General features: G+C 38.6%; 15 protein-coding genes. 9 read left to right on the plus strand and 6 right to left on the minus strand.

Translation table 11 applies throughout. The features are described from left to right. Positions 1-23 precede the first annotated feature (23 nt). Entirely contained in the window at positions 24-911 is an 888-nt protein-coding gene (locus tag EI546_RS10645) for a hypothetical protein (RefSeq protein ID WP_128250525.1), read from the minus strand. Positions 912-994: 83 nt separating this feature from the next. On the opposite strand from EI546_RS10645, the gene EI546_RS10650 reads away from it, so the two are divergent. Both EI546_RS10650 and EI546_RS10655 read left to right on the plus strand, forming a co-directional pair. Beyond that, the gene (locus EI546_RS10650; protein WP_128250526.1) at positions 995-1,657 is read left to right on the plus strand and encodes a ComF family protein; all 663 of its coding nucleotides are present in this window, start codon (positions 995-997) and stop codon (positions 1,655-1,657) included. Positions 1,658-1,850: 193 nt separating this feature from the next. Further along, positions 1,851-3,476 carry an Ig-like domain-containing domain gene (locus EI546_RS10655; protein ID WP_164905224.1) on the plus strand — a complete coding sequence of 542 codons (1,626 nt, stop codon included), beginning with the start codon at positions 1,851-1,853 and terminating at the stop codon, positions 3,474-3,476. Between the two features lie 4 nt (positions 3,477-3,480). On the opposite strand, the gene EI546_RS10660 is transcribed toward EI546_RS10655, so the two are convergent. From EI546_RS10660 to recA, 4 genes are all read right to left on the minus strand, one after another. After that, positions 3,481-4,257: an amidohydrolase gene (locus EI546_RS10660; protein WP_128250528.1), complete on the minus strand. Its 777-nt coding sequence runs from the start codon at positions 4,255-4,257 to the stop codon at positions 3,481-3,483. A gap of 261 nt (positions 4,258-4,518) precedes the next feature. Next, positions 4,519-6,042 carry an outer membrane beta-barrel protein gene (locus EI546_RS10665; protein ID WP_128250529.1) on the minus strand — a complete coding sequence of 508 codons (1,524 nt, stop codon included), beginning with the start codon at positions 6,040-6,042 and terminating at the stop codon, positions 4,519-4,521. A 57-nt stretch (positions 6,043-6,099) separates the two neighbouring features. After that, positions 6,100-6,636, minus strand: a complete 537-nt coding sequence (locus tag EI546_RS10670) for an RNA polymerase sigma factor (RefSeq protein ID WP_128250530.1) — start codon at positions 6,634-6,636, stop codon at positions 6,100-6,102. Between the two features lie 129 nt (positions 6,637-6,765). Beyond that, on the minus strand, positions 6,766-7,773 hold the full coding sequence (recA, locus tag EI546_RS10675; protein ID WP_128250531.1) for a recombinase RecA: 1,008 nt from the start codon (positions 7,771-7,773) through the stop codon (positions 6,766-6,768). 458 nt (positions 7,774-8,231) lie between these two features. Between recA and trhO the strand changes: the two genes are divergently transcribed. The 6 genes from trhO to EI546_RS10705 all read left to right on the plus strand — a co-directional run bounded on the left by trhO (position 8,232) and on the right by EI546_RS10705 (position 15,086). Continuing rightward, positions 8,232-9,263, plus strand: a complete 1,032-nt coding sequence (gene trhO, locus EI546_RS10680) for an oxygen-dependent tRNA uridine(34) hydroxylase TrhO (protein ID WP_128250532.1) — start codon at positions 8,232-8,234, stop codon at positions 9,261-9,263. A 232-nt stretch (positions 9,264-9,495) separates the two neighbouring features. Further along, on the plus strand, positions 9,496-10,719 hold the full coding sequence (locus tag EI546_RS10685) for a PSP1 domain-containing protein (protein ID WP_128250533.1): 1,224 nt from the start codon (positions 9,496-9,498) through the stop codon (positions 10,717-10,719). Then, positions 10,712-11,197, plus strand: coding sequence for a gliding motility lipoprotein GldH (locus EI546_RS10690; RefSeq protein ID WP_128250534.1), 486 nt, complete (start codon positions 10,712-10,714; stop codon positions 11,195-11,197). Before EI546_RS10685 ends, EI546_RS10690 begins: the two co-directional genes overlap by 8 nt. An 8-nt stretch (positions 11,198-11,205) precedes the next feature. After that, the gene (locus EI546_RS10695) at positions 11,206-13,518 is read left to right on the plus strand and encodes a penicillin-binding protein 1A (RefSeq protein WP_128250535.1); all 2,313 of its coding nucleotides are present in this window, start codon (positions 11,206-11,208) and stop codon (positions 13,516-13,518) included. A 116-nt stretch (positions 13,519-13,634) separates the two neighbouring features. Continuing rightward, positions 13,635-14,333, plus strand: a complete 699-nt coding sequence (locus EI546_RS10700; protein ID WP_128250536.1) for a CoA transferase subunit A — start codon at positions 13,635-13,637, stop codon at positions 14,331-14,333. 96 nt (positions 14,334-14,429) lie between these two features. After that, on the plus strand, positions 14,430-15,086 hold the full coding sequence (locus EI546_RS10705) for a CoA transferase subunit B (protein WP_128250537.1): 657 nt from the start codon (positions 14,430-14,432) through the stop codon (positions 15,084-15,086). Between the two features lie 265 nt (positions 15,087-15,351). On the opposite strand, the gene EI546_RS10710 is transcribed toward EI546_RS10705, so the two are convergent. Beyond that, complete coding sequence (locus EI546_RS10710) at positions 15,352-17,040, minus strand: ABC transporter ATP-binding protein (RefSeq protein ID WP_128250538.1); 1,689 nt, start codon at positions 17,038-17,040, stop codon at positions 15,352-15,354. Between the two features lie 140 nt (positions 17,041-17,180). Here EI546_RS10710 and EI546_RS10715 point away from each other — a divergent pair, with 140 nt between their 5' ends. Beyond that, positions 17,181-20,228, plus strand: a complete 3,048-nt coding sequence (locus EI546_RS10715) for a M4 family metallopeptidase (protein ID WP_128250539.1) — start codon at positions 17,181-17,183, stop codon at positions 20,226-20,228. Positions 20,229-20,360: the final 132 nt, after the last annotated feature.

A 20,360-nucleotide genomic window follows, 5' to 3' on the forward strand; every position in this document is an offset into this window, starting at 1 on the left:
AATAATTTAAAGAGAAACGACCGTTATTTTAACTCCATGGTGGCAGTCGCAATTTGATGCTCTCCGTCAAAAAGATTAATAATGTAGTTACCACTAATTAAATCGTTATCTAAAGCATTTACCAAAATACAAACATCAAGTTCATCATTTTCATAAAATACATTAGTGGCAGCGCTGTAATTTAAATTTTTCTCATCAAACGTTTTAACCACATTATCACCCATTACATTATTCTTTGGATTTATTACCTGAACATATAACGTTCGGTTACCTTTTTGGGCAATGGCATTTGGCAATAAGGTAAAACAAGTTCTTATCTTATCTGCTCTACTTGCACGTCTTGTATCCACTACTTTTCCACTGTTCCGTATAATGACGGCTTCACCACGCATATTTGAAGCTCTAAGCATCGCCGCTTTTTGGATAGTTTGATTCATGGAAACATTCTCTTGACTTACAGAATCCATCACGATTCTTGTATTCTCCAGTTCATTTGAGGTACTATCCCGCTCCATCGCCAAACGTTGGTTGACAGCAATAAGACTGTCTGCCCTTTTAAATAGCATAACACGCTCTTGTTTCAATTTGCCGATTTCAGCTTTATATCGCTCAATCAAGGAAACATTCGCTTTTGCATCTTTGACCGAATCCAATAAAACCGATATTCTTTCGCGTGCAGCGAATAAATCTTTGTCCTTTAATTCATTATCTTTGATTATCTCATCGTAATTAGCTATCAATTCCTCCAGTTCTTGTTGAATTTCCGCTTTTTCGTTCTCAAGTGAAGAAACTTGGGATTTGTTATCATTGAACAAGGTAACGGTATAAACAGCTAGAGCTATTAACAGCACGGTTAAAACCCCAACTAGGATTTTAAATTTGCCGCTATTGTTTTCATTTTCAATACCCATCTATGGTAGATTAAATTTACCAGGTAAATGTATAGAGGTATTTCATTGACGAGTGTTTATAAAATGGTAAAAAATTTTAATATATGTTAAATGTTCTATTTCCAAAGGTTTGTGAGGGTTGCGGAGAGATGCTTTCCTCCACAGAAAATTTACTTTGTTTGTTGTGCCGACATCAAATTCCTCTTACAAATTTCCATAAACTGGACGATACAAGTCTAAAAAATAAATTTTACGGACGCTTCCCCTTGATTAATGCAACAGCCCTTTTCCATTTCCAGAAGAGAGGATTAACGCAAGAGCTGCTTCATAATCTAAAGTATAGAGGGCGAAAAGAATTAAGCTTCCTTTTTGGAGCATGGCTGGGAGCGGAGCTGGCAGAAAATCAAAAATTCAATAAGGTAACTATGGTAATCCCAGTTCCTTTACATAAACAAAAGCTCAAAAAGCGTGGTTATAATCAAGTTGAAGGCTTCGGAATCGAACTGGCTAAAGCACTGCAAGTACCTTATCGTGACGATATTTTGGTGAAGGTTTCCAAAACCGGCTCGCAAGTTTTTAAGACCCGAATTCTCCGATTTGAAATGGAAGAGATGTTTTTAAATCAAAAAATAGAGGAAGTTACTGACCAACACATTTTATTAGTTGATGATATTGTTACCACTGGGGCCACCTTGGAGAAATGTGCACTGCAATTACTAAAAGGGGAAGGGGTTAAAATAAGTATTGCTACAATTGCAACGGGTTAAAGTTCAATCTGTAAATTTCGAACATGTATTTAGTTCCATTATCAGCTCCAATCCGGGAACAAAATCGCGCTTTCAAAATTAGAATCCATTTTTCCGGAAACCATTAAAATATTACTTAGTTGTAGGTTATTGTGTATTTTTGGAAGCGATTTACGTACTACTAAGGATGAGAAAAAACAAAAAAGGCAACCATTTGAAACATCGCCTCCTCTATATTCCCATAGCATTCCTTTTCCTCCTTTCATTTGTGGATTGCGCAAAAAAAGGAACACCTTCAGGTGGACCTCGCGATACCATTCCTCCAATAATTGTACGGAGCACTCCGGAAAACTATAGCACCTATTTTTCTGGTGATGAAATTGAAATCCGATTTAACGAGTATATTAAACTTAAGGAGATTGATAAGCAACTGGTTATTTCACCTCCTATGAAATATAAGCCATTAATCACTCCCTTAAGTACTTCCAAAATTCTAAAAATTAAAATTCTTGATACCTTAAAGCCCAACACCACCTATTCCTTCAATTTTGGAAAGAGCATCGTGGACAATAATGAAGGAAATCCCTATGAATATTATAAATATGTTTTTTCTACAGGTAGTTACATTGATAGTCTAACAGTCTCTGGAAATGTTAAGGATGCCCTGCTTATAACTCCAGAAATCCCAACTACTGTGGTTCTTTATGAAGCAAATGAAACCTATAAGGATTCCCTGATTTTTTCCGAAAAACCAACGTATGTTACCGTGACACAAGACAGCACAGGTTTCTTTGAACTTACAAATTTAAAAGAGGGGAAATACTTTCTTTTAGCCTTAAAGGAAAAGAATAATGATTATATTTTTCAACCTAATACAGATAAAATTGGATTCGTTGAAGGAGCCATAACTGTACCTACAGATTCAACGTACTCCCTCACTCTTTTTAAGGAAAATCCCAGTTATAAATTGACCCGCCCATCGCAAGCAGGAAAAAACCATATCGTCTTCGGATATGAAGGTAATGATGAAGATCCCCAGATTGAGATTCTTTCTCAGACCCCTGACGATTATACCACCAAAATTTACAAGGACGACAAAAGAGATACACTGAATTATTGGTTTAAACCCGTTATTGAAACAGATTCGTTGGTGTTTAGGGTTTCAAATAAAAGCACAGTTGATACGGTTACGGTTAGAATGAAAGAACTGTATGCGGATTCGCTCAAAATATCGGCGGTAAAATCGGGTACTTTGAAATTGAATGATACTTTTAAGTTACGTTCCAACATTCCTATAATAGATTATGATACGGAAAAATTCCAGGTTATGAAAAGGGATTCATCGTTTTTAGAGCCTAGTATGAAGCTCGTTTCGAAGTATAATTGGGTGGAAATGTATTTTCCAAAAGAAGAGGACCAAACCTACACGATTAAAGTTTTTCCTGGAGCGTTCACTGATTTTTTTGAGCATACAAACGACACACTTCAATATAAGATAAATACGCAAAGCAGTGGGGAATATGGTACACTTAACCTGACCTTGCTAAATGTATCTCGATTCCCCATAATTGTGCAGATGGTAAATAGTAAATTCAACGTGGTTTCTCAAGAATATCTTCCGGATATGACGGATAGCGTATCTGACAAGAGCGTAGTATTTTTTGATGAACTCTCACCCGATAAATATTATATACGCATTATTTACGATGATAACGAAAACCGAAAGTGGGATACGGGAAATTTTCTAGAAAGACGACCTCCAGAACAGGTTATATATTATCCATCCGTAATAGAAGTGCGGGCAAACTGGAGCTTAAACGAGACTTTTATTTTAAAATAATAGCCTACACAAACTTAAACGAATCCCTATCATTTAAAAATCGAAAACGATTTCGGTTTTCCTGAATATGTTTCTTTTCTAGGATAATGGTCTCGGTGAATTCCCCAACAGAACAAGTAGAAACATTTTTTCCTACCGGATCATAAACTGCGGAATGTCCTACATATTCGTGGATGTTCCCATCAACACCTACTCTATTCACACCTACACAATATGCCATGTTTTCAATTGCACGAGCCTGCAATAAAGTGTCCCACGCTAGGGTGCGGACTTTAGGCCAATTGGCCACATAAATTAACAGATCGTAATCTTCAGTGTTCCGTGCCCATACTGGAAAACGAAGATCGTAACATATTAAGGGACAAATTTTCCATCCCTTATAATCTAGTACTAAACGCTCTGTTCCATTGGCATAAACTTCATTCTCACCTGCAAAAGTAAAGGTGTGCTTTTTGTCATATTTTTCAAAATGGCCATCTGGATAAATAAAGAAAAGTCGGTTAAAAAAGTGATCATTTTCTGAAATAATAACACTTCCTGTTATGGCAGTATTATAATTTTTAGCTTGGGAAACCATCCATTTAAAGGTTCTGCCACCCGCGGGTTCAGCAAGATCGGCAGGATTCATAGAAAACCCAGTGGAAAACATTTCCGGTAATATAATCAAATTGGTTTCCGTATTAATTGCTGCAATTTTCTCCGAAAACATTTTCAGATTTTCCTCTGCGTTTTCCCAATATAATTCACTTTGAACGATGGTTATTTTTAAAGTATTGCTCAAAATATATAGTTATGGATTAATAAGTTGATGCTATATTCAGGCCAAAGAATATAGTATTCTTAGCTATTTATCATATTTCAGAAAATGATAAAGTTACGAATTTTGGAAGAAAAGTACGGGTTAGGATAATGTTTGGATTACAGGATCAAGTTGGTTAAACTATCACGCCAAGAGCCATAAAAAAACCGCCCTCTGGCGAAAAGGACGGTTTTCTCAAGTACAATGTTTGAAGCAAATCAAACAAATTCAACTTAAAACAACCTAAAACTTAAAACTTAATCCACTATAAACCCCTAGGTAATAAGGCTTAAAGTTTACTGATGAGTCGGTGTAGGGATTGAGCTGGTATTTGAACATCGGCTCTATATTAAATACGAATGCTTTAGATAATTTATAATCCAGCCCCAAACCTATATTGGTTGAGAAGCTAACATCCGATAAATTATTCGCTGGACCTAGAACACTGCTAAAATTGTCCGATTTCACGGAAATTTCATTATTCCCCAAAAATAAGGTACTAATGCCCCCAATAAGGTTTATCCCAAATCTGTTATCGATTACCGCATATTTTAATTCCAATGGAACTTCAAAATAACTTAGATTTTGAATTAGACGTGCATCGGACCCAGAAGATTTCGTTGAAATTTCACCAAACTCATTTGATGGAGCATTTCCATTGGTTAAAGAATTTTTACTGATAGCAGTAACAACTATTTGCCTAGAACCATAATCAACAGAAGAAAGTGCTAGAGAAACTGGCCCTGTGCCAATTATAATATCTGAGGTACTATAGCTTAAATCCACATTGCTCATTCCTGTACGAAGACTCAAGCGCTCACTTAGAGCGTAGCTCACCTGAAGACCATAACTCATATTCACGTCTCCTTTTTGAGGATTATCTGTAAAATCCGGAGCTATTGAAGATCCATTTCCTAAGCTACTGTAATATACGGGAGCAACATTTGGTGTGACCATCCAACGTCGTCTAGGTGTGGGATTCTCAAATTCTGAATTTTCTTGCTTATCCGCCTTCTCATTTTCAGCAATAACATCAAGAAGTGATTTCTTGTTTATGGAATCTCCTTTTATTTCATGAACTGATGAATTTTCGTTTACGCCTTCCGTTATGGCAATTCTTTCCTCAGCATCTTTTAACATTTCACCTTCCTTTCTTCTAAAAGGTTCAACTACTTTCTCAGATTCTATATAATTATCTGTTTTTTCATTTTCGTTCACCGCTAAATTAGTTTCAGCTTTTGAAATTGCGGTTTTATCGTTGTGTTTGTTTGTGTGCTTTTCTTTGTCAGATTCTAAAGACTTGGAATTGTCATCAGAAACACTGGATGCTATAGCGGTTTTAGACGTTTTTTCAATAGAGGATTTTTCTCTTTTATCATTAGAAAAATCAATAACATTCTCTTTATTATTAGGAGTGGAATTTTGAGGAATATCTTCCTGTTCCGAAGCAATAGGAGCTTCTGGAACTTTAGATTTTATAATATCCTCATTACCATCTATTCCTTCTACCGAATCAATTATATTCTCATTTGTGATAGCGTTGGTAATCGGATCGTTAGGATTAAAAACCGAATTTCCAATAGTAAACAATAGAGCTAACAACGCCGCAATGCCACCATACTTTATCCATAGCGGGATTATCTTACGGCTCCTCTTCTCCTTTTTCAATTTCGCTTGTATATTTTCCCAAACGCGCGGCGAAGGTGTGGCCTCCATATTTTTAAAGGCTTCCTTAAAAAGTTCGTCTATGTTTTTCTTTTGTTCCATAATAATCCCTATTAAAATTGGGATCCTATTTTTCTCTTCTATTGGAGGAATAATACATCAAGCATTATCCTTATACTTATAAGCTTCAATCTTGGTTTTCAAAATGGCTCTGGCTCTCGCCAAATTGGATTTTGATGTGCCGTCACTTATTCCCAACATTTCGGCAATCTCTTTATGCTGATAGCCATCCAGTACATACATACTGAAAACCAATCGATATCGATCGGGCAATTCTTGAATTATTTTCAACAAAAACTGTAAGGGGACCTCATCGGCATCCACTTCAACTTCATCCTCTATACCAATCTGTTCTTCATCGATAATCTCCAAAGTTCGTTGCTTTCGATACTTCTGAAGAACGGTATTTACCGTAATCCTTTTAATCCAACCTTCGAAAGAACCTTTAGCATTATATTGACCTATCTTTTTAAAAATAGTTATGAAAGAATCTTGCAAATTGTCCTCGGCCTCTGTATAATTGGGCGAATAGCGAAGACAAATGGCGAAAAGGATTCTATTATACCTTTTGTACAATTCCCCCTGCGCCACCGAATCCTGCTGCTTGCATTGTATGATTATCTCATCTAAAGTCAACTCGGGTCCCGTGAAATTATCGTGGTTGTAATTACCTCTACTCCTTTAAGAGGGCAACCCTTTTGTTCAAGGTTCCTACAATATGTAGATGCCAGAGAACCAAAAGGGTTGCGTTGCCTGTAAAAAGAATTATTGGGTTATAGCTGCGATGCTATCCTTAATTTTTATTTCCAGTTCCTCCATTAACTCTGGGTTGTCCAAAAGAAGAGCTTTAACAGCATCCCGGCCCTGACCTAATTTAGTATCATCGTAACTGAACCAAGATCCGGCTTTTTTTATGATTTCAAAATCCACGCCCAAATCAATAATCTCACCTACCTTGGAAATCCCCTCCCCGTACATAATATCAAATTCGGCTTGTTTAAAAGGTGGCGCCACTTTGTTTTTTACCACTTTCACGCGGGTTTTGTTTCCCGTAGCATTACTGTTGGAATCTTTTATTTGGGTAGAACGACGAATATCCAAACGCACGGAAGCATAAAATTTTAATGCGTTTCCTCCCGTTGTAGTCTCGGGATTACCGAACATTACTCCAATTTTTTCTCGAAGCTGATTAATAAAAATCACCGTACATTTTGTCTTGCTTATCGAAGCGGTAAGTTTTCTGAGCGCTTGGCTCATCAGCCGAGCATGAAGTCCCATTTTACTATCGCCCATTTCGCCCTCGATTTCACTTTTCGGGGTCAATGCGGCAACTGAGTCAATAACGACAATGTCAATAGCACCACTTCGAATTAGGTTATCGGCAATTTCCAATGCCTGCTCCCCATTGTCAGGTTGCGAAATGATAAGGTTTTCTACATCAACCCCCAATTTTTCCGCATAAACCCTGTCAAAAGCATGCTCGGCATCAATAAAGGCTGCAATTCCTCCTTTTTTCTGCGCTTCGGCCATGGCATGCAAGGTTAAAGTTGTTTTACCCGAAGATTCTGGACCGTAGATTTCAATAACCCTACCTCGGGGATAACCTCCTACTCCCAGGGCTACATCAAGTCCTAGCGAACCGGTTGGAATTACATCAATATCTTCAACGGCACTATCGCCCATTTTCATCACGGTTCCCTTACCGTATGTCTTGTCCAATTTATCAAGAGTAAGCTTTAAAGCTTTTAGTTTCGCTTCTTTTTCTGTGCTCATTATCAGTATGTTTTAAGTGCTTAAAATAGGAAGCTAAGGTACTGTTTCTTTGGTTGAGGGACAAAAGTAAAATGGCAAGAGAAGCGTTTTTTGTTAACAATAAAAACACTCAAAAGCAAGTTTTTTTTCTCTTAAAAGCTTGGGATTTCCAATAAAACCTTGCCAACAGCCTGCGAAAAACCAAAAGAGAAATAATCGAGAAACAAAATTTGATTTGTTTGATATTGAAAAAACAATAAAAACTGAAATACCTGTGTGCCAATCAATAATGAAAGCCCATAATCTGGTAATGTTATGGTTTAAAAATAAATCACACAGAGCATTACCCAAAATAAGTTCGTATTATCTAACATTGTCTTTCTTCGATTCTACCGTCCAACACTCTAAAGTTTTTGTATAAATCACCTATCTTTGCAACTTTTAAAATTCAAATTCTTTTTCACCTAAAAAAGTATAGCATGCAACTGTACAATAAATTAAGTGCGAAAGAAAGGGAATCCCTACTTGAAGAAGCCGGCGAAGAACGGCTTACCCTTTCTTTTTATCAATATGCCAAAATTGGCAATCCCCACCTTTTCAGAAATCACTTATTCATCGCTTGGCATGAACAGGACGTGCTTGGTCGAATATATGTCGCTCACGAAGGTATAAATGCCCAGCTGTCAGTGCCAGCGAAACGTTTTAATGAGTTTAAGGAATTTCTGGATGGCATTTACTTTTTAAAAGATGTCCGTCTCAACATTGCCATTGAGCACGATTTAAAATCGTTTTTAAAATTGAAAGTAAAAGTGCGCCATAAAATCGTAGCGGATGGACTAAACGATGACACTTTTGATGTGACCAATAAAGGAATTCATGTGGATGCTATCCGCTTTAATGAACTTATTGAAGACCCAAATACGGTACTGGTGGATATGCGTAACCATTACGAAAGCGAAATAGGTCATTTTAAGAATGCTGTCACGCCTGATGTGGATACCTTCCGCGATTCCCTGGATATTATTGAAGAGGAGTTAAAGGACCATAAGGAAGATAAAAAATTGGTAATGTATTGCACGGGAGGAATACGCTGCGAAAAAGCTAGTGCCTACTATAAGCATAAAGGTTTTAAAAATGTGTTTCAACTGGAAGGCGGAATTATCGAATATGCCCGTCAAGTAGAAGACCAGGGACTTGAAAATAAATTTATTGGGAAAAACTTTGTATTCGACCATCGCCGGGGAGAACGGATTACTGAAGACGTCATTAGTCATTGCCACCAATGCGGCGAGCCCTGCGATTCGCATACCAATTGTGCCAATGAAGCCTGTCATTTGCTTTTTATTCAGTGTGAAAATTGCGCTGTGAAAATGGAAAATTGCTGCTCTCAGGAATGTATTGAAGTAATCCATCTACCTGAGGAGGAACAGAAAAGACTCCGTCAAGGCATTCCGAATAGCAATAAAATATTTAAGAAAGGAAGATCGGAAAAGCTAAGATTTAAAAAATAAACCCATACTCCAGCGCCCTATCCGGAAGGGAGAGCAAGGGCATTGCGGGTTCCCTCTCCACTTGTAAGGGTTAGGGAGGGAACTTTTGGAGGAGCCAGGGGAATTTCAAAAAATCTAAATTCTGATTTCTGAATTCTGAATTCTGAATTAAATATCGGTATCTTTACTGATTGAATTATTGTTTAATCTTCGTCCCTCTTTGAATTAAAGAAGGGCTTTATATATAGAAAATATGGGCTGTAACAGCTGTGCCTCAAGCACCGGCGGCCAACCCAGAGGATGCAAGAACAACGGGACTTGCGGAACTGATGGCTGTAATAAACTCACGGTGTTCGACTGGCTTTCAAATATGTCGCTTCCCAGCAGTATGGAACCTTTTAATGCGGTAGAAGTACGCTTTAAAAACGGCAGAAAAGAATTCTTTCAAAATCCGGAAACCATTACCTTAAGTATTGGCGATATTGTAGCTACGGAAGCTTCACCTGGTCATGATATTGGAATAATAACGCTGACGGGAGAACTTGTCCGTGTACAAATGAAAAAGAAACGTATTCCCTTAAAGACGGAAGCACTTCCTAAAATCTACCGAAAGGCCTCCCAAAAAGATATAGACATTTGGCAGTCCTATAGGGAAAGGGAAAATGCTATTCAAAAACGCTCCCGCGAAATAGCAATACGTCTCGGACTTCAAATGAAAATTAGTGATGTTGAATTTCAAGGGGACGGCTCTAAGGTAATTTTTTACTATACTGCGGAAGAAAGGGTAGATTTTCGTGAATTGATAAAAGAGTTTGCGCGGGCTTTCAATTCCAGAATTGAAATGAAGCAAGTAGGTTTCCGCCAGGAAGCTGCGCGTCTAGGAGGAATCGGAAGTTGTGGTAGAGAACTTTGCTGCTCTACTTGGTTAACAGATTTCCGTTCTGTAAACACCACGGCAGCTAGATATCAGCAACTTTCTTTAAATCCGCAAAAGCTTGCAGGTCAATGTGGTAAATTAAAATGTTGCCTCAATTACGAACTCGACACTTACTTGGAAGCTTTAGAGTCTTTTCCAAATACGGAAACCAAACTTTTTACTGAAAAAGGAACAGCCAGTTGTCAGAAAATCGATATTTTCAAGGGTCGGCTTTGGTATGCCTACGAAAAAGAAGGTATGAATTGGCACGAGCTTACTGCAGAAAAGGCCAATGAAATTATCGAGCAGAATAAAAAGGGTGTAAAACCGCATGCATTGGAAGAATTCGTTCTTGAGATTCCGGAAGATGAGAAAAAACCATTTGATGATTTGGTAGGTCAGGACAGCTTGACTCGATTTGATCAGCCAAAGCAAAAAAGCAAAAGCCGGAGTAGGAACAAAAACAAGAAAAAAACCAAAAGTAAAAGTGGTGTAAGTACGGCCCCGAGCAAAAGTACCACCAGACCAAATAAAAACAGAAAGCCTAGTAGGGATGCTTAGATTTTTGGCACTTTTTTTGCTCGTTGGGTGCGTCGTTTCTTGCGATTCAAATACGGTTTTTAGCGAAACAAAGGCTATGGATGGATTTTGGGGTGAAACGGAAGTGGTTGACTTTAATTTACCGCAGTTGGATTCCTTAAAGAACTACAATATTTTCGTGAATATCCGTAATACAAATGAATACAAGTACAATAATATCTTCTTGATAGTGTCCATCAATTTCCCCTATGGTAAGACCGTTACCGATACACTCGAGTATAGAATGGCAAATCCTGATGGTTCTTGGATGGGTCAGGGTATTGGCGATGTAAAGGAGAATAAGTTATGGTACAAAGAAGGTGTCCGCTTTTTTGAAGATGGCAACTACAATGTAACCATAGAGCAGGCAATGCGCAATAACGGTTCTGTGGAAGGCGTTAGAAAACTTGAAGGAATAACAGATGTAGGCTTGAGCATTGAGGAAAATACCAAGCAGTAAAATTTTTTATGGCAGCGAAAAAACAACAGCAAAAGAAGAAAAATCCCAATGACGTTAATCGTCATATTAGGACGTTTTGGAAAATCTTCGGTGGACTTATTCTTCTGATTCTTTTCGTCTTTTTATTGGCGTCTTGGGGCGTATTCGGAAGTCTTCCGGATGAAACAAGTCTCGAAAATCCGGAAAAGAATTTAGCGACCGAAATTATTTCTTCCGATGGAAAAACCATTGGTAAGTTTTACAAGGAAAACCGGACTCCCGTTCAATTCGATTCGCTTCCAGATCATTTGGTAAATGCGTTGATTGCTACCGAAGATGCCCGTTTTTACGAACATTCCGGAATTGATGGCAAAGGAACTCTTCGGGCGGTTGCCTTTTTAGGATCAAGAGGAGGGGCGAGTACCATTACACAACAACTTTCAAAATTGTTTTTTACCGAACAAGTTTCAAGAAACAAGTTCCAACGTGGTCTTCAGAAAATAAAGGAATGGATTATCGCTACTCGCTTGGAACGTCGGTATACCAAGGAGGAAATTATTACCATGTATTTCAATGAATACGACTTTGTAAACCAAGCAGTGGGGATTGAGTCTGCGGCACATATTTATTTCGATAAAGCTCCGGCACAACTTACAACTTCGGAATCTGCAATGTTGGTAGGGATGTTTAAAAATGCCTCTCTTTACAATCCTCTCCGAAATCCTGAAGGAGTGACAAACCGCAGAAACGTCGTGCTCTCCCAAATGGAGAAATACGGCTATATTTCCAAAAAGGTTAGGGACTCCCTAAAAGCCCTTCCTCTGGGCATCAATTTTACTCCCCAAGGTCATGATGAGGGAATTGCAACCTATTTCCGAGAATATGCGCGGCATTTTATGGAAGATTGGATTAAGGAAAATCCGAAACCAGACGGAACCAAATACAATATTTATCAGGATGGATTGAAGGTTTATGTTACTATCGACAGTAAGATGCAACAATATGCCGAAGAAGCCGTACACGCGCATATGGCTCGTTTACAGATTGTTTTCGACGAACAAAATAAGAACAACAAAACTGCCCCGTTTAGACATATAACCGAAGAAGAAACAGATAAAATCATGAATTCCGCTATGCGTAAAAGTGATCGCTGGCGCGAGATGAAAAAACAAGGGAAAGAAGAAGATGAAATAATTGAAAGCTTTAAGAAAAAGATACCAATGCGCGTCTTTTCTTGGAAAGGAGATATAGATACCATTATGAGCCCCATGGATTCCATTCGATATCATAAATCTTTTTTACAGGCAGCGATGATGTCTATGACTCCTCAAACTGGGGAGGTTAAAGCTTGGGTTGGGGGAATTGACTATAAACATTACAAATATGATATGGTCAAAAAAGGAAGACGCCAAATAGGATCTACCTTTAAGCCCTTTGTGTATGCTACGGCGATAGACCAAATGCACATGTCGCCTTGTGATACCCTTCCAAATACAATCTATACCATCCCTGCAGGCCGTCATCATCTAATTCAACCGTGGACACCGAAAAACTCCGGTGGAACTTACGGCGGGATGGTGACATTAAAATATGCTTTGGCAAATTCAATAAATACGATCACAGCCAGGCTAATTGACCGAGTGGGACCTGAACCGGTAATCGACCTAATTTCAAAAATGGGGGTTGATACTAAGGAGATACCTGCAGTTCCTTCTATTGCATTGGGTACGGCAGATATATCTGTCTATGAAATGGTTGGAGCATATAGCACCTTTGCAAATGAGGGGGTGTATGTGGAACCGATTTTAATTCAGCGAATAGAAGATAAAAACGGAACTGTTCTATATCAAAATGTACCAAAAACCAAGGATGTTATTAGTGGAGAAACAGCTTACGTAACTGTCAGTCTTCTGGAAGGGGTAACCCAATCTGGTACGGGAACCCGATTAAGAGGAAACTGGGCAGTAAATTCTCCTGTTTACAAAAAGGTTATGACTGGATATCCTTACGATTTTAAAAATCCCATTGCAGGAAAAACAGGAACAACACAAAATCAAAGTGATGGATGGTTTATGGGAATGGTTCCCAATCTGGTCACTGGTGTATGGGTTGGCGGCGACGACCGTGCAACACATTTTGGTTCGATTACCTATGGACAAGGAGCAACCATGGCGCTTCCAATCTGGGGATTGTATATGAAAAAATGTTATGCGGATGAGGATTTAGATGTTTCGACGGGAAATTTCCCGAGACCAGCAAATCTTTCCATCGAGACAGATTGCTCAAAATGGCGAGAAAGTGATCCAAATGTTGAAAAAGTACCGGACGAATTTGATTTTTAATCTATTTCCCACTTTACTTATCGGAAAATTGGAACTCCTAGGATCGGATACGACTTACCCGGCTCGACGAATTTTTTTATAAATTGATTTTTTGTAATTTTAATAAAAATTAAAAAATGATAACTAAAACTGTTCCAAACGTTCAAGAAGCTTGTGAGGGCATCGCGGACGGAATGACTTTTATGCTAGGAGGATTTGGCCTTTGTGGGATTCCCGAGAATATAATCAATGAATTGGTAAGACGAAATGTTCAAGATGTAACTTGTATTTCTAACAATGCTGGAGTAGATGATTTTGGGCTTGGTCTCTTGTTGAAAAAACGCCAAATCAAGAAAATGATTTCCTCTTATGTAGGAGAAAATGCCGAATTTGAAAGACAAATGTTAAGTGGAGAAATGGAAGTAGAACTCGTGCCACAAGGAACTTTGGCCCAGCGATGTGAATCTGCCCGAAGTGGAATTCCAGCTTTTTTTACTCCTGCCGGTTACGGAACTGAAGTAGCAGAAGGAAAAGAAACCAGAGAATTCAACGGAAAAATGTATGTGATGGAAGAAGCTTTTAAAGCAGATTTTTCCTTCGTAAAAGCTTGGAAAGGTGATGAAGCGGGAAATTTGATCTTTAAAGGTACCGCGCGAAATTTCAATCCCGCCATGTGCGGCTCGGCCAAAATAACGGTAGCGGAAGTTGAAGAACTAGTCCCTATTGGAGAATTGGATCCCAATCAAATTCACATTCCAGGAATTTTTATCCAAAGAATATTTCAGGGGGAAAAATATGAAAAGAGAATTGAGCAATTAACTGTAAGGAAGAAATAGCTCTGTGCTCTCTGTGCCTCTACGGTGAAAAGTTAAACCGCAAACACGCAAAGGACGCAGAGATGTAAAGCATTTCCTAATTTTCAAATTAAAACTATGTCACTTTCAAAAGAACAAATAGCACAACGCATCGCCAAAGAAGTAAAGGATAGATACTATGTAAACCTTGGAATCGGTATTCCTACCTTAGTGGCGAATTTTGTGCGGGACGATATTAGTGTGGAATTTCAAAGTGAAAATGGGATACTCGGAATGGGACCTTTCCCCTATGAAGGCGAAGCAGACCCTGATTTGATTAACGCTGGGAAACAAACCATTACCGCTCTTCCTGGGGCATCCTTTTTTGATTCGGCTATGAGCTTTGGAATGATTCGCGGACAACACGTGGATCTTACTATCCTTGGAGCGATGGAAGTAGCCCAGAATGGGGATATAGCCAATTGGAAAATTCCAGGGAAAATGGTTAAAGGCATGGGAGGAGCAATGGATCTGGTTTCTTCTGCTGAAAATATTATTGTTGCAATGCTACACACAAATAGAGAGGGTGAATCTAAATTGCTAAAAAAATGCTCTCTTCCGTTAACCGGTGTTCAGTGCGTAAAAAAGATTGTAACCAATCTAGCCGTTTTGGAAATTAAGGATGGAAAATTCCACTTACTCGAGCGCGCACCAGGTGTTTCCGTGGAAGATATAAAGAAAGCAACCGATGGAGACCTAATAATTGAAGGAGAAATTCCAGAAATGAAGTTTTAATTATCATTTTTATCCGAAAAATGAAAATTTCTGTTGTGTAATTGCAATATAATTTCCATATTAGCAACCCTAAACAAAATAGCCATTTTACAATGAAAAATGTAACTCTCTTCCTTAAGAATACCTTTGGTCTAGTCCGAAATGTTTTTTTTGTCTTTAAAAAAGTTTTTTTACTAATGTAATCTGGGGAATTTTCTCCTACAGTCTTTACATTTCAAGATTGTTACCATTAAAAACCCATTTCTTTTCAGAATAGTGTTATTGCCTAAATTCCTTTTGGGATAGCTCCAATAAGTATTTTGGTGTATTCGGTTTGGGGATTTGCATAAATCTCATCCGCATCTCCCAACTCTTCTATTTTTCCTTTGTTCATCACTAAGAGCTGATCGGACATATATTTAACCACAGCCAAATCGTGTGATATAAATATATAGGTGAAACCGAAATCATTTTTTAATTCGTTAAGAACATTCAGCACTTGGGCTTGCACCGAGATATCGAGGGCAGATACAGATTCATCGCAAATAATCAACTTAGGCTCTACAGCAATCGTTCGTGCAATTCCCACTCGCTGCCGTTGACCGCCCGATAACTGATGGGGATAGCGGTTAAAATAACCCGAATCTAAACCAACTCTTTTTAAAAGTATAAGCACTTTTTCCTTTCGCTCCTTTTTGGATTTTCCCAGGTTATGCACCTCCAAAGGTTCCATTAGAGCCTCCCCTATTTGCAATCTGGGATTTAATGAAGAATACGGATCTTGAAAGATTATTTGTATTTCCTTCCGCAGATTTCGAATCTCTTGATTGCTGAGATGCGTCAATTCTTTCCCCTTATATTTAATACTTCCAGAGGTTGATTTTTCTAATTGAAGAATTGTTTTTCCCAAAGTTGACTTCCCACATCCGGATTCCCCGACCAACCCCATTGTTTCCCCTTCAAATACTGAGAAACTAATATCATCAACAGCAGTTACCACTTCCGGTTTTGAGAAAATTCCCAATTTGCTGAAATAATACTTCTTCAAATTCGTAACTTCCAAAAGAGGTGGTTTCGTATAAATATGTTTATGCTTTTTGGCACGTTCAATTGGTTTTACTTCTTTCGGAACAAAAGTATTATCTGCAATCGAGGCAATTGTCGGTAAAACAGCTAAACGAACATTTAGGGCTGGACGAGCTTCCAAAAGTGCCTTGGTATATTCAGCCTGTGGATTTGTGAAAATTTCAACCGTCGATGCATTCTCAACGACAGAACCTTGGTACATTACCATAACCCTATCGGCAATCTCGGATACCAAATTTAAATCGTGTGAAATGAACAACATCGACATTTTAGTTTCCTTCTGAATTGTTTTTAGAAGAGAAATAATTTCCTTTTGGACGGTTACATCCAATGCGGTAGTGGGTTCATCGGCAATAAGAAGTTTGGGCTTACAGGCAATTGCCATTGCAATCATTACGCGCTGCATCTGTCCGCCACTTATTTGGTGGGGATAACTGTTATATATTTCGTTGGGACGCGGTAGCTTTACCTTTTCGAATAATGCAATAGTTTCCTTTTTTGCTTTCGAACTACTCATTTTAAAATGCAATCTCAGAATTTCAGAAACCTGTTTTCCACATTTTAAGGAAGGGTTTAGCGCGCTCATGGGTTCTTGAAAGATCATTGCAATCTCCTTTCCGCGGATTTTCCGGAAATCCTCCTTGGGCAACTTTAGAAGATCCTCTTCTTCAAAGAGAATTCTTCCAGAATATTGAGAAGTATTCTTGGGAAGTAATCCCATTATGGATAAAGAAGTAACCGATTTTCCAGAACCTGATTCTCCAACTATCCCCAGAATTTCATTTTCCCTTAGCTCGAAAGATACTTTATGTAGAACCTCCCTCCATTGCTTCCTTTTGCCAAAAGAAACTGCAAGTTCATCAACGGATAAAAGTGGCATGTTATTCATAGGCCAAAGATAGCAGAAACAGGAAAAATGCAGCGGAAATTTATTTTTCAAAAAAATCGCATTTCTTATAATGATGTATTTATTTTTTTGTCGTTCCTTTAAATAACAAAACTCCTTTATTAATTTAAATCTATCGAATTATGAAAACACATTCCAAATTCTCATTCTTGATCTTTGTTCTACTATTCGGGTTTCTGGCGGAGATTTCCGCCCAAGACAAAAACTCCAATAAAGATTCGTCCACCACTCCTTCAGGTCTAATAATTTTAGACTCTTCCCAATCATTTTCTTTACAGCAACCTTCCACTCTTTTTAAGACCATATTTAATGCTCCCGACAATATGAGTTTTAGAGCAATTAAACAGGAATCCGATCATTTGGGATTTATCCATCAAAAAATGCAACAGTATTTTAACGGTGTTAAAGTGGAATTTGGAACCATAATCCTCAATAGCAAAGGCGGAAGTATCCAATCCGTAAATGCCGCTTATTTCCCTATTGAGAAAGATTTTAATGTAGCAGCCAGTTTGAGCAATGCCCAAGCATTCAACAAAGCGACAGCCCACGTAGGAGCTATCCGATATTTATGGGAAAACCTTCAGGAAGCTGCTAGTATGAATTACACAAAGCCCTCCGGAGAACTCGTTGTTTTTCCTATTATGGAAAATATCTCTACAAAACCTCGACTGGCATATAAATTCGATATCTATGCCGTAAGTCCGCTATATCGCGCAGATGTCTATATCGATGCAAACACCGGAGAGTTTATATTTGAAAATAAACGAATCCATCATGCAAATGTACCGGCCACCGGAACTAGCCTGTATAACGGGAATGTCTCTTTTACCGCAGATAGTTATTCAGGTTCCTACAGACTCCGCCAAACAGCTGACGGTGGAGGTATCCAAACCTTTACTTTGAACAAAGGCACCAATTATAATAATGCCGCGGATATAACCAGTAGTTCTACAAACTTTACTTCAAATAGTACTGGTGTCCAAGCTCATTACGGCGCGGAAAGAACCTATAAATATTTTTATCAGAAATATGGTAGGAACTCTTATAATAATACCGGTGGGGTCATTAAATCCTACGTTAGTTATTCAAATAAATATGTGAACGCTTTTTGGGACGGTAGCAGAATGACCTATGGCGATGGCGATGGTGTAAATTATGGACCCTTGGTTTCCTTGGATATCTGTGGACATGAAATTACTCACGGCGTAACAGAATATTCCGCTAACTTGGTATATAGCTACCAATCTGGCGCTCTGAATGAGTCTTTCTCTGATATTTTTGGAGAATCCATTGAAAAGTTTGCATCCGGAACCAATGACTGGTTAATGGGAGATCAAATTGGAGCGGGTGGAAGCGGTGGCGCTCTGCGTTCTATGAGCAATCCCAATGCATTTGGCGATCCTGACACTTATCTAGGTACAAATTGGTATTCGGGGTCGGGAGATTCTGGCGGAGTTCATCAAAACTCCGGCGTACAGAATTTTTGGTTCTATGTATTGAGCGTTGGAAAATCAGGAACGAACGATCTTGGTAATGCCTATACCGTATCTGGAATTGGCATGGATAAAGCAGCCGCTATTGCATATCGTAATCTTACCGTTTACTTAAATACAAATTCCCAATACCTAGATGCAAGAAACGGGGCCATCCAAGCTGCCAAAGATCTTTATGGTGCCGGTAGTGCCGAGGAGATTGCAGTTACCAATGCGTGGTATGCTGTAGGCGTTGGAGCAGCCTATGGTGGCGGGGGCGGCAGTTCTTACTGCAGCTCACAAGGGAATAACGTAAACGATGAATATATAAGCCGGGTCCAGCTAAATACAATCAATAATACTTCGGGTGCCCAAAAATATTCCGATTTTACAAGTATCTCTACAACGCTCAGCGAGGGGACCGCATACACTATTACAATTACACCCAAATGGACCGGCAGTTCTTATAATGAAGGCTACGCCGTTTGGATAGATTATAATGGAAATAAAAATTTTAATGATCCAGGGGAACTGGTTTGGTCCAAAGCGGCATCAAAAACGACTCCCGTAAGTGGAACGTTCACAATACCGAGCGGCACAGTAAGAGCGGAAACCCGAATGAGAGTGGCTATGAAATATAATGGAATTCCTACCTCTTGCGAAACTTTTAGTTATGGAGAAGTTGAGGATTACACAATCAATCTTACCGCTGGCGGTGGAGATACGCAAGCCCCATCCACTCCCGCAAACCTAACTGCGACAAATATTACACAGACCACAGCAAGCATTTCTTGGAGTGCATCCACAGATAATGTGGCGGTAACGGGTTATGAAGTGTTTTTGGGAAGTAATAGTATTGGTAGTGTAACTGGTACCAGTGCGAATATAACAGGTCTTTTAGCAAGTACTGCATATTCAGTAAAAGTAAGAGCATACGATGCTGCTGGTAATAATTCGGCGTTCAGCAATACGGTGAATTTTACAACTCTATCCAATTCAATTACTTATTGTAATTCCAATGGAAATAATACCAATGATGAATATATAGATCGTGTAAAATTGGGAAGTATAAATAATCTCAGTGGTAATAATGGTGGCTATGGCAACTTTACTCAACTTACCACCACCTTGGCAAAAGGAACCTCAAACACCATTACAATTACTCCAAAATGGACAGGATCTAAATACAACGAAGCATATCGGGTATGGATCGATTACAACCAAGATGGAGACTTTGACGATGCCGGCGAACTTGTCTATTCCAGAGCAAGAACAACATCAACTTCCATTTCGGGCAGTTTCACTGTTCCCGCATCGGCTTTAAATGGTCCTACACGAATGAGAGTTGCCATGAAATATAATGCGTATCCAACTCCCTGCGAAACTTTTTCCTACGGTGAAGTGGAGGATTATACTGTGATAATTAAAACCGGTTTTGCTCCTGAAGGAATTAGAGAAAATGATAATCCAACCTCTTTTCAGATGATTCTCTATCCAAATCCTGTAAAAGACGATTTAAACATCGAACTACAAACGGACAGAGCCACCGATTACAAAATCTATTCTATATTGGGACAAATTGTAGGTGAGGGAACTTATACCGAAAATATAGATGTATCAAATTTGAAAAGTGGGGTTTATATGTTGGAAGTAAATACAGATAAGGAAAAAATGATAGAGCGTTTTATCAAAGAATAGTACCTTAAATTAAAAACAAAAGTGGCCCGTTTCTATCCGAAGCGGGCCATCTTTTTTGTTTACAAGTAGAATGAAAATAACTATTAATATGAGAAAGAGATTTCTTAAAAAAAACCGTTAAAGAATAATTAT

Source organism: Aequorivita sp. H23M31 (assembly GCF_004022485.1).
In the GTDB taxonomy this organism is placed as follows: domain Bacteria; phylum Bacteroidota; class Bacteroidia; order Flavobacteriales; family Flavobacteriaceae; genus Aequorivita; species Aequorivita ciconiae.

What these genes read in the sequence shown, in the direction of transcription:
- EI546_RS10645 (WP_128250525.1), bottom strand. Translation starts at nt 911, where the DNA reads ATGGGTATTGAAAATGAAAACAATAGCGGCAAATTTAAAATCCTAGTT.
- EI546_RS10650 (WP_128250526.1), top strand. Translation starts at nt 995, where the DNA reads ATGTTAAATGTTCTATTTCCAAAGGTTTGTGAGGGTTGCGGAGAGATG.
- EI546_RS10665 (WP_128250529.1), bottom strand. Translation starts at nt 6,042, where the DNA reads ATGGAACAAAAGAAAAACATAGACGAACTTTTTAAGGAAGCCTTTAAA.
- recA (WP_128250531.1), bottom strand. Translation starts at nt 7,773, where the DNA reads ATGAGCACAGAAAAAGAAGCGAAACTAAAAGCTTTAAAGCTTACTCTT.
- trhO (WP_128250532.1), top strand. Translation starts at nt 8,232, where the DNA reads ATGCAACTGTACAATAAATTAAGTGCGAAAGAAAGGGAATCCCTACTT.
- EI546_RS10685 (WP_128250533.1), top strand. Translation starts at nt 9,496, where the DNA reads ATGGGCTGTAACAGCTGTGCCTCAAGCACCGGCGGCCAACCCAGAGGA.
- EI546_RS10690 (WP_128250534.1), top strand. Translation starts at nt 10,712, where the DNA reads ATGCTTAGATTTTTGGCACTTTTTTTGCTCGTTGGGTGCGTCGTTTCT.
- EI546_RS10695 (WP_128250535.1), top strand. Translation starts at nt 11,206, where the DNA reads ATGGCAGCGAAAAAACAACAGCAAAAGAAGAAAAATCCCAATGACGTT.
- EI546_RS10700 (WP_128250536.1), top strand. Translation starts at nt 13,635, where the DNA reads ATGATAACTAAAACTGTTCCAAACGTTCAAGAAGCTTGTGAGGGCATC.
- EI546_RS10705 (WP_128250537.1), top strand. Translation starts at nt 14,430, where the DNA reads ATGTCACTTTCAAAAGAACAAATAGCACAACGCATCGCCAAAGAAGTA.
- EI546_RS10710 (WP_128250538.1), bottom strand. Translation starts at nt 17,040, where the DNA reads ATGAATAACATGCCACTTTTATCCGTTGATGAACTTGCAGTTTCTTTT.
- EI546_RS10715 (WP_128250539.1), top strand. Translation starts at nt 17,181, where the DNA reads ATGAAAACACATTCCAAATTCTCATTCTTGATCTTTGTTCTACTATTC.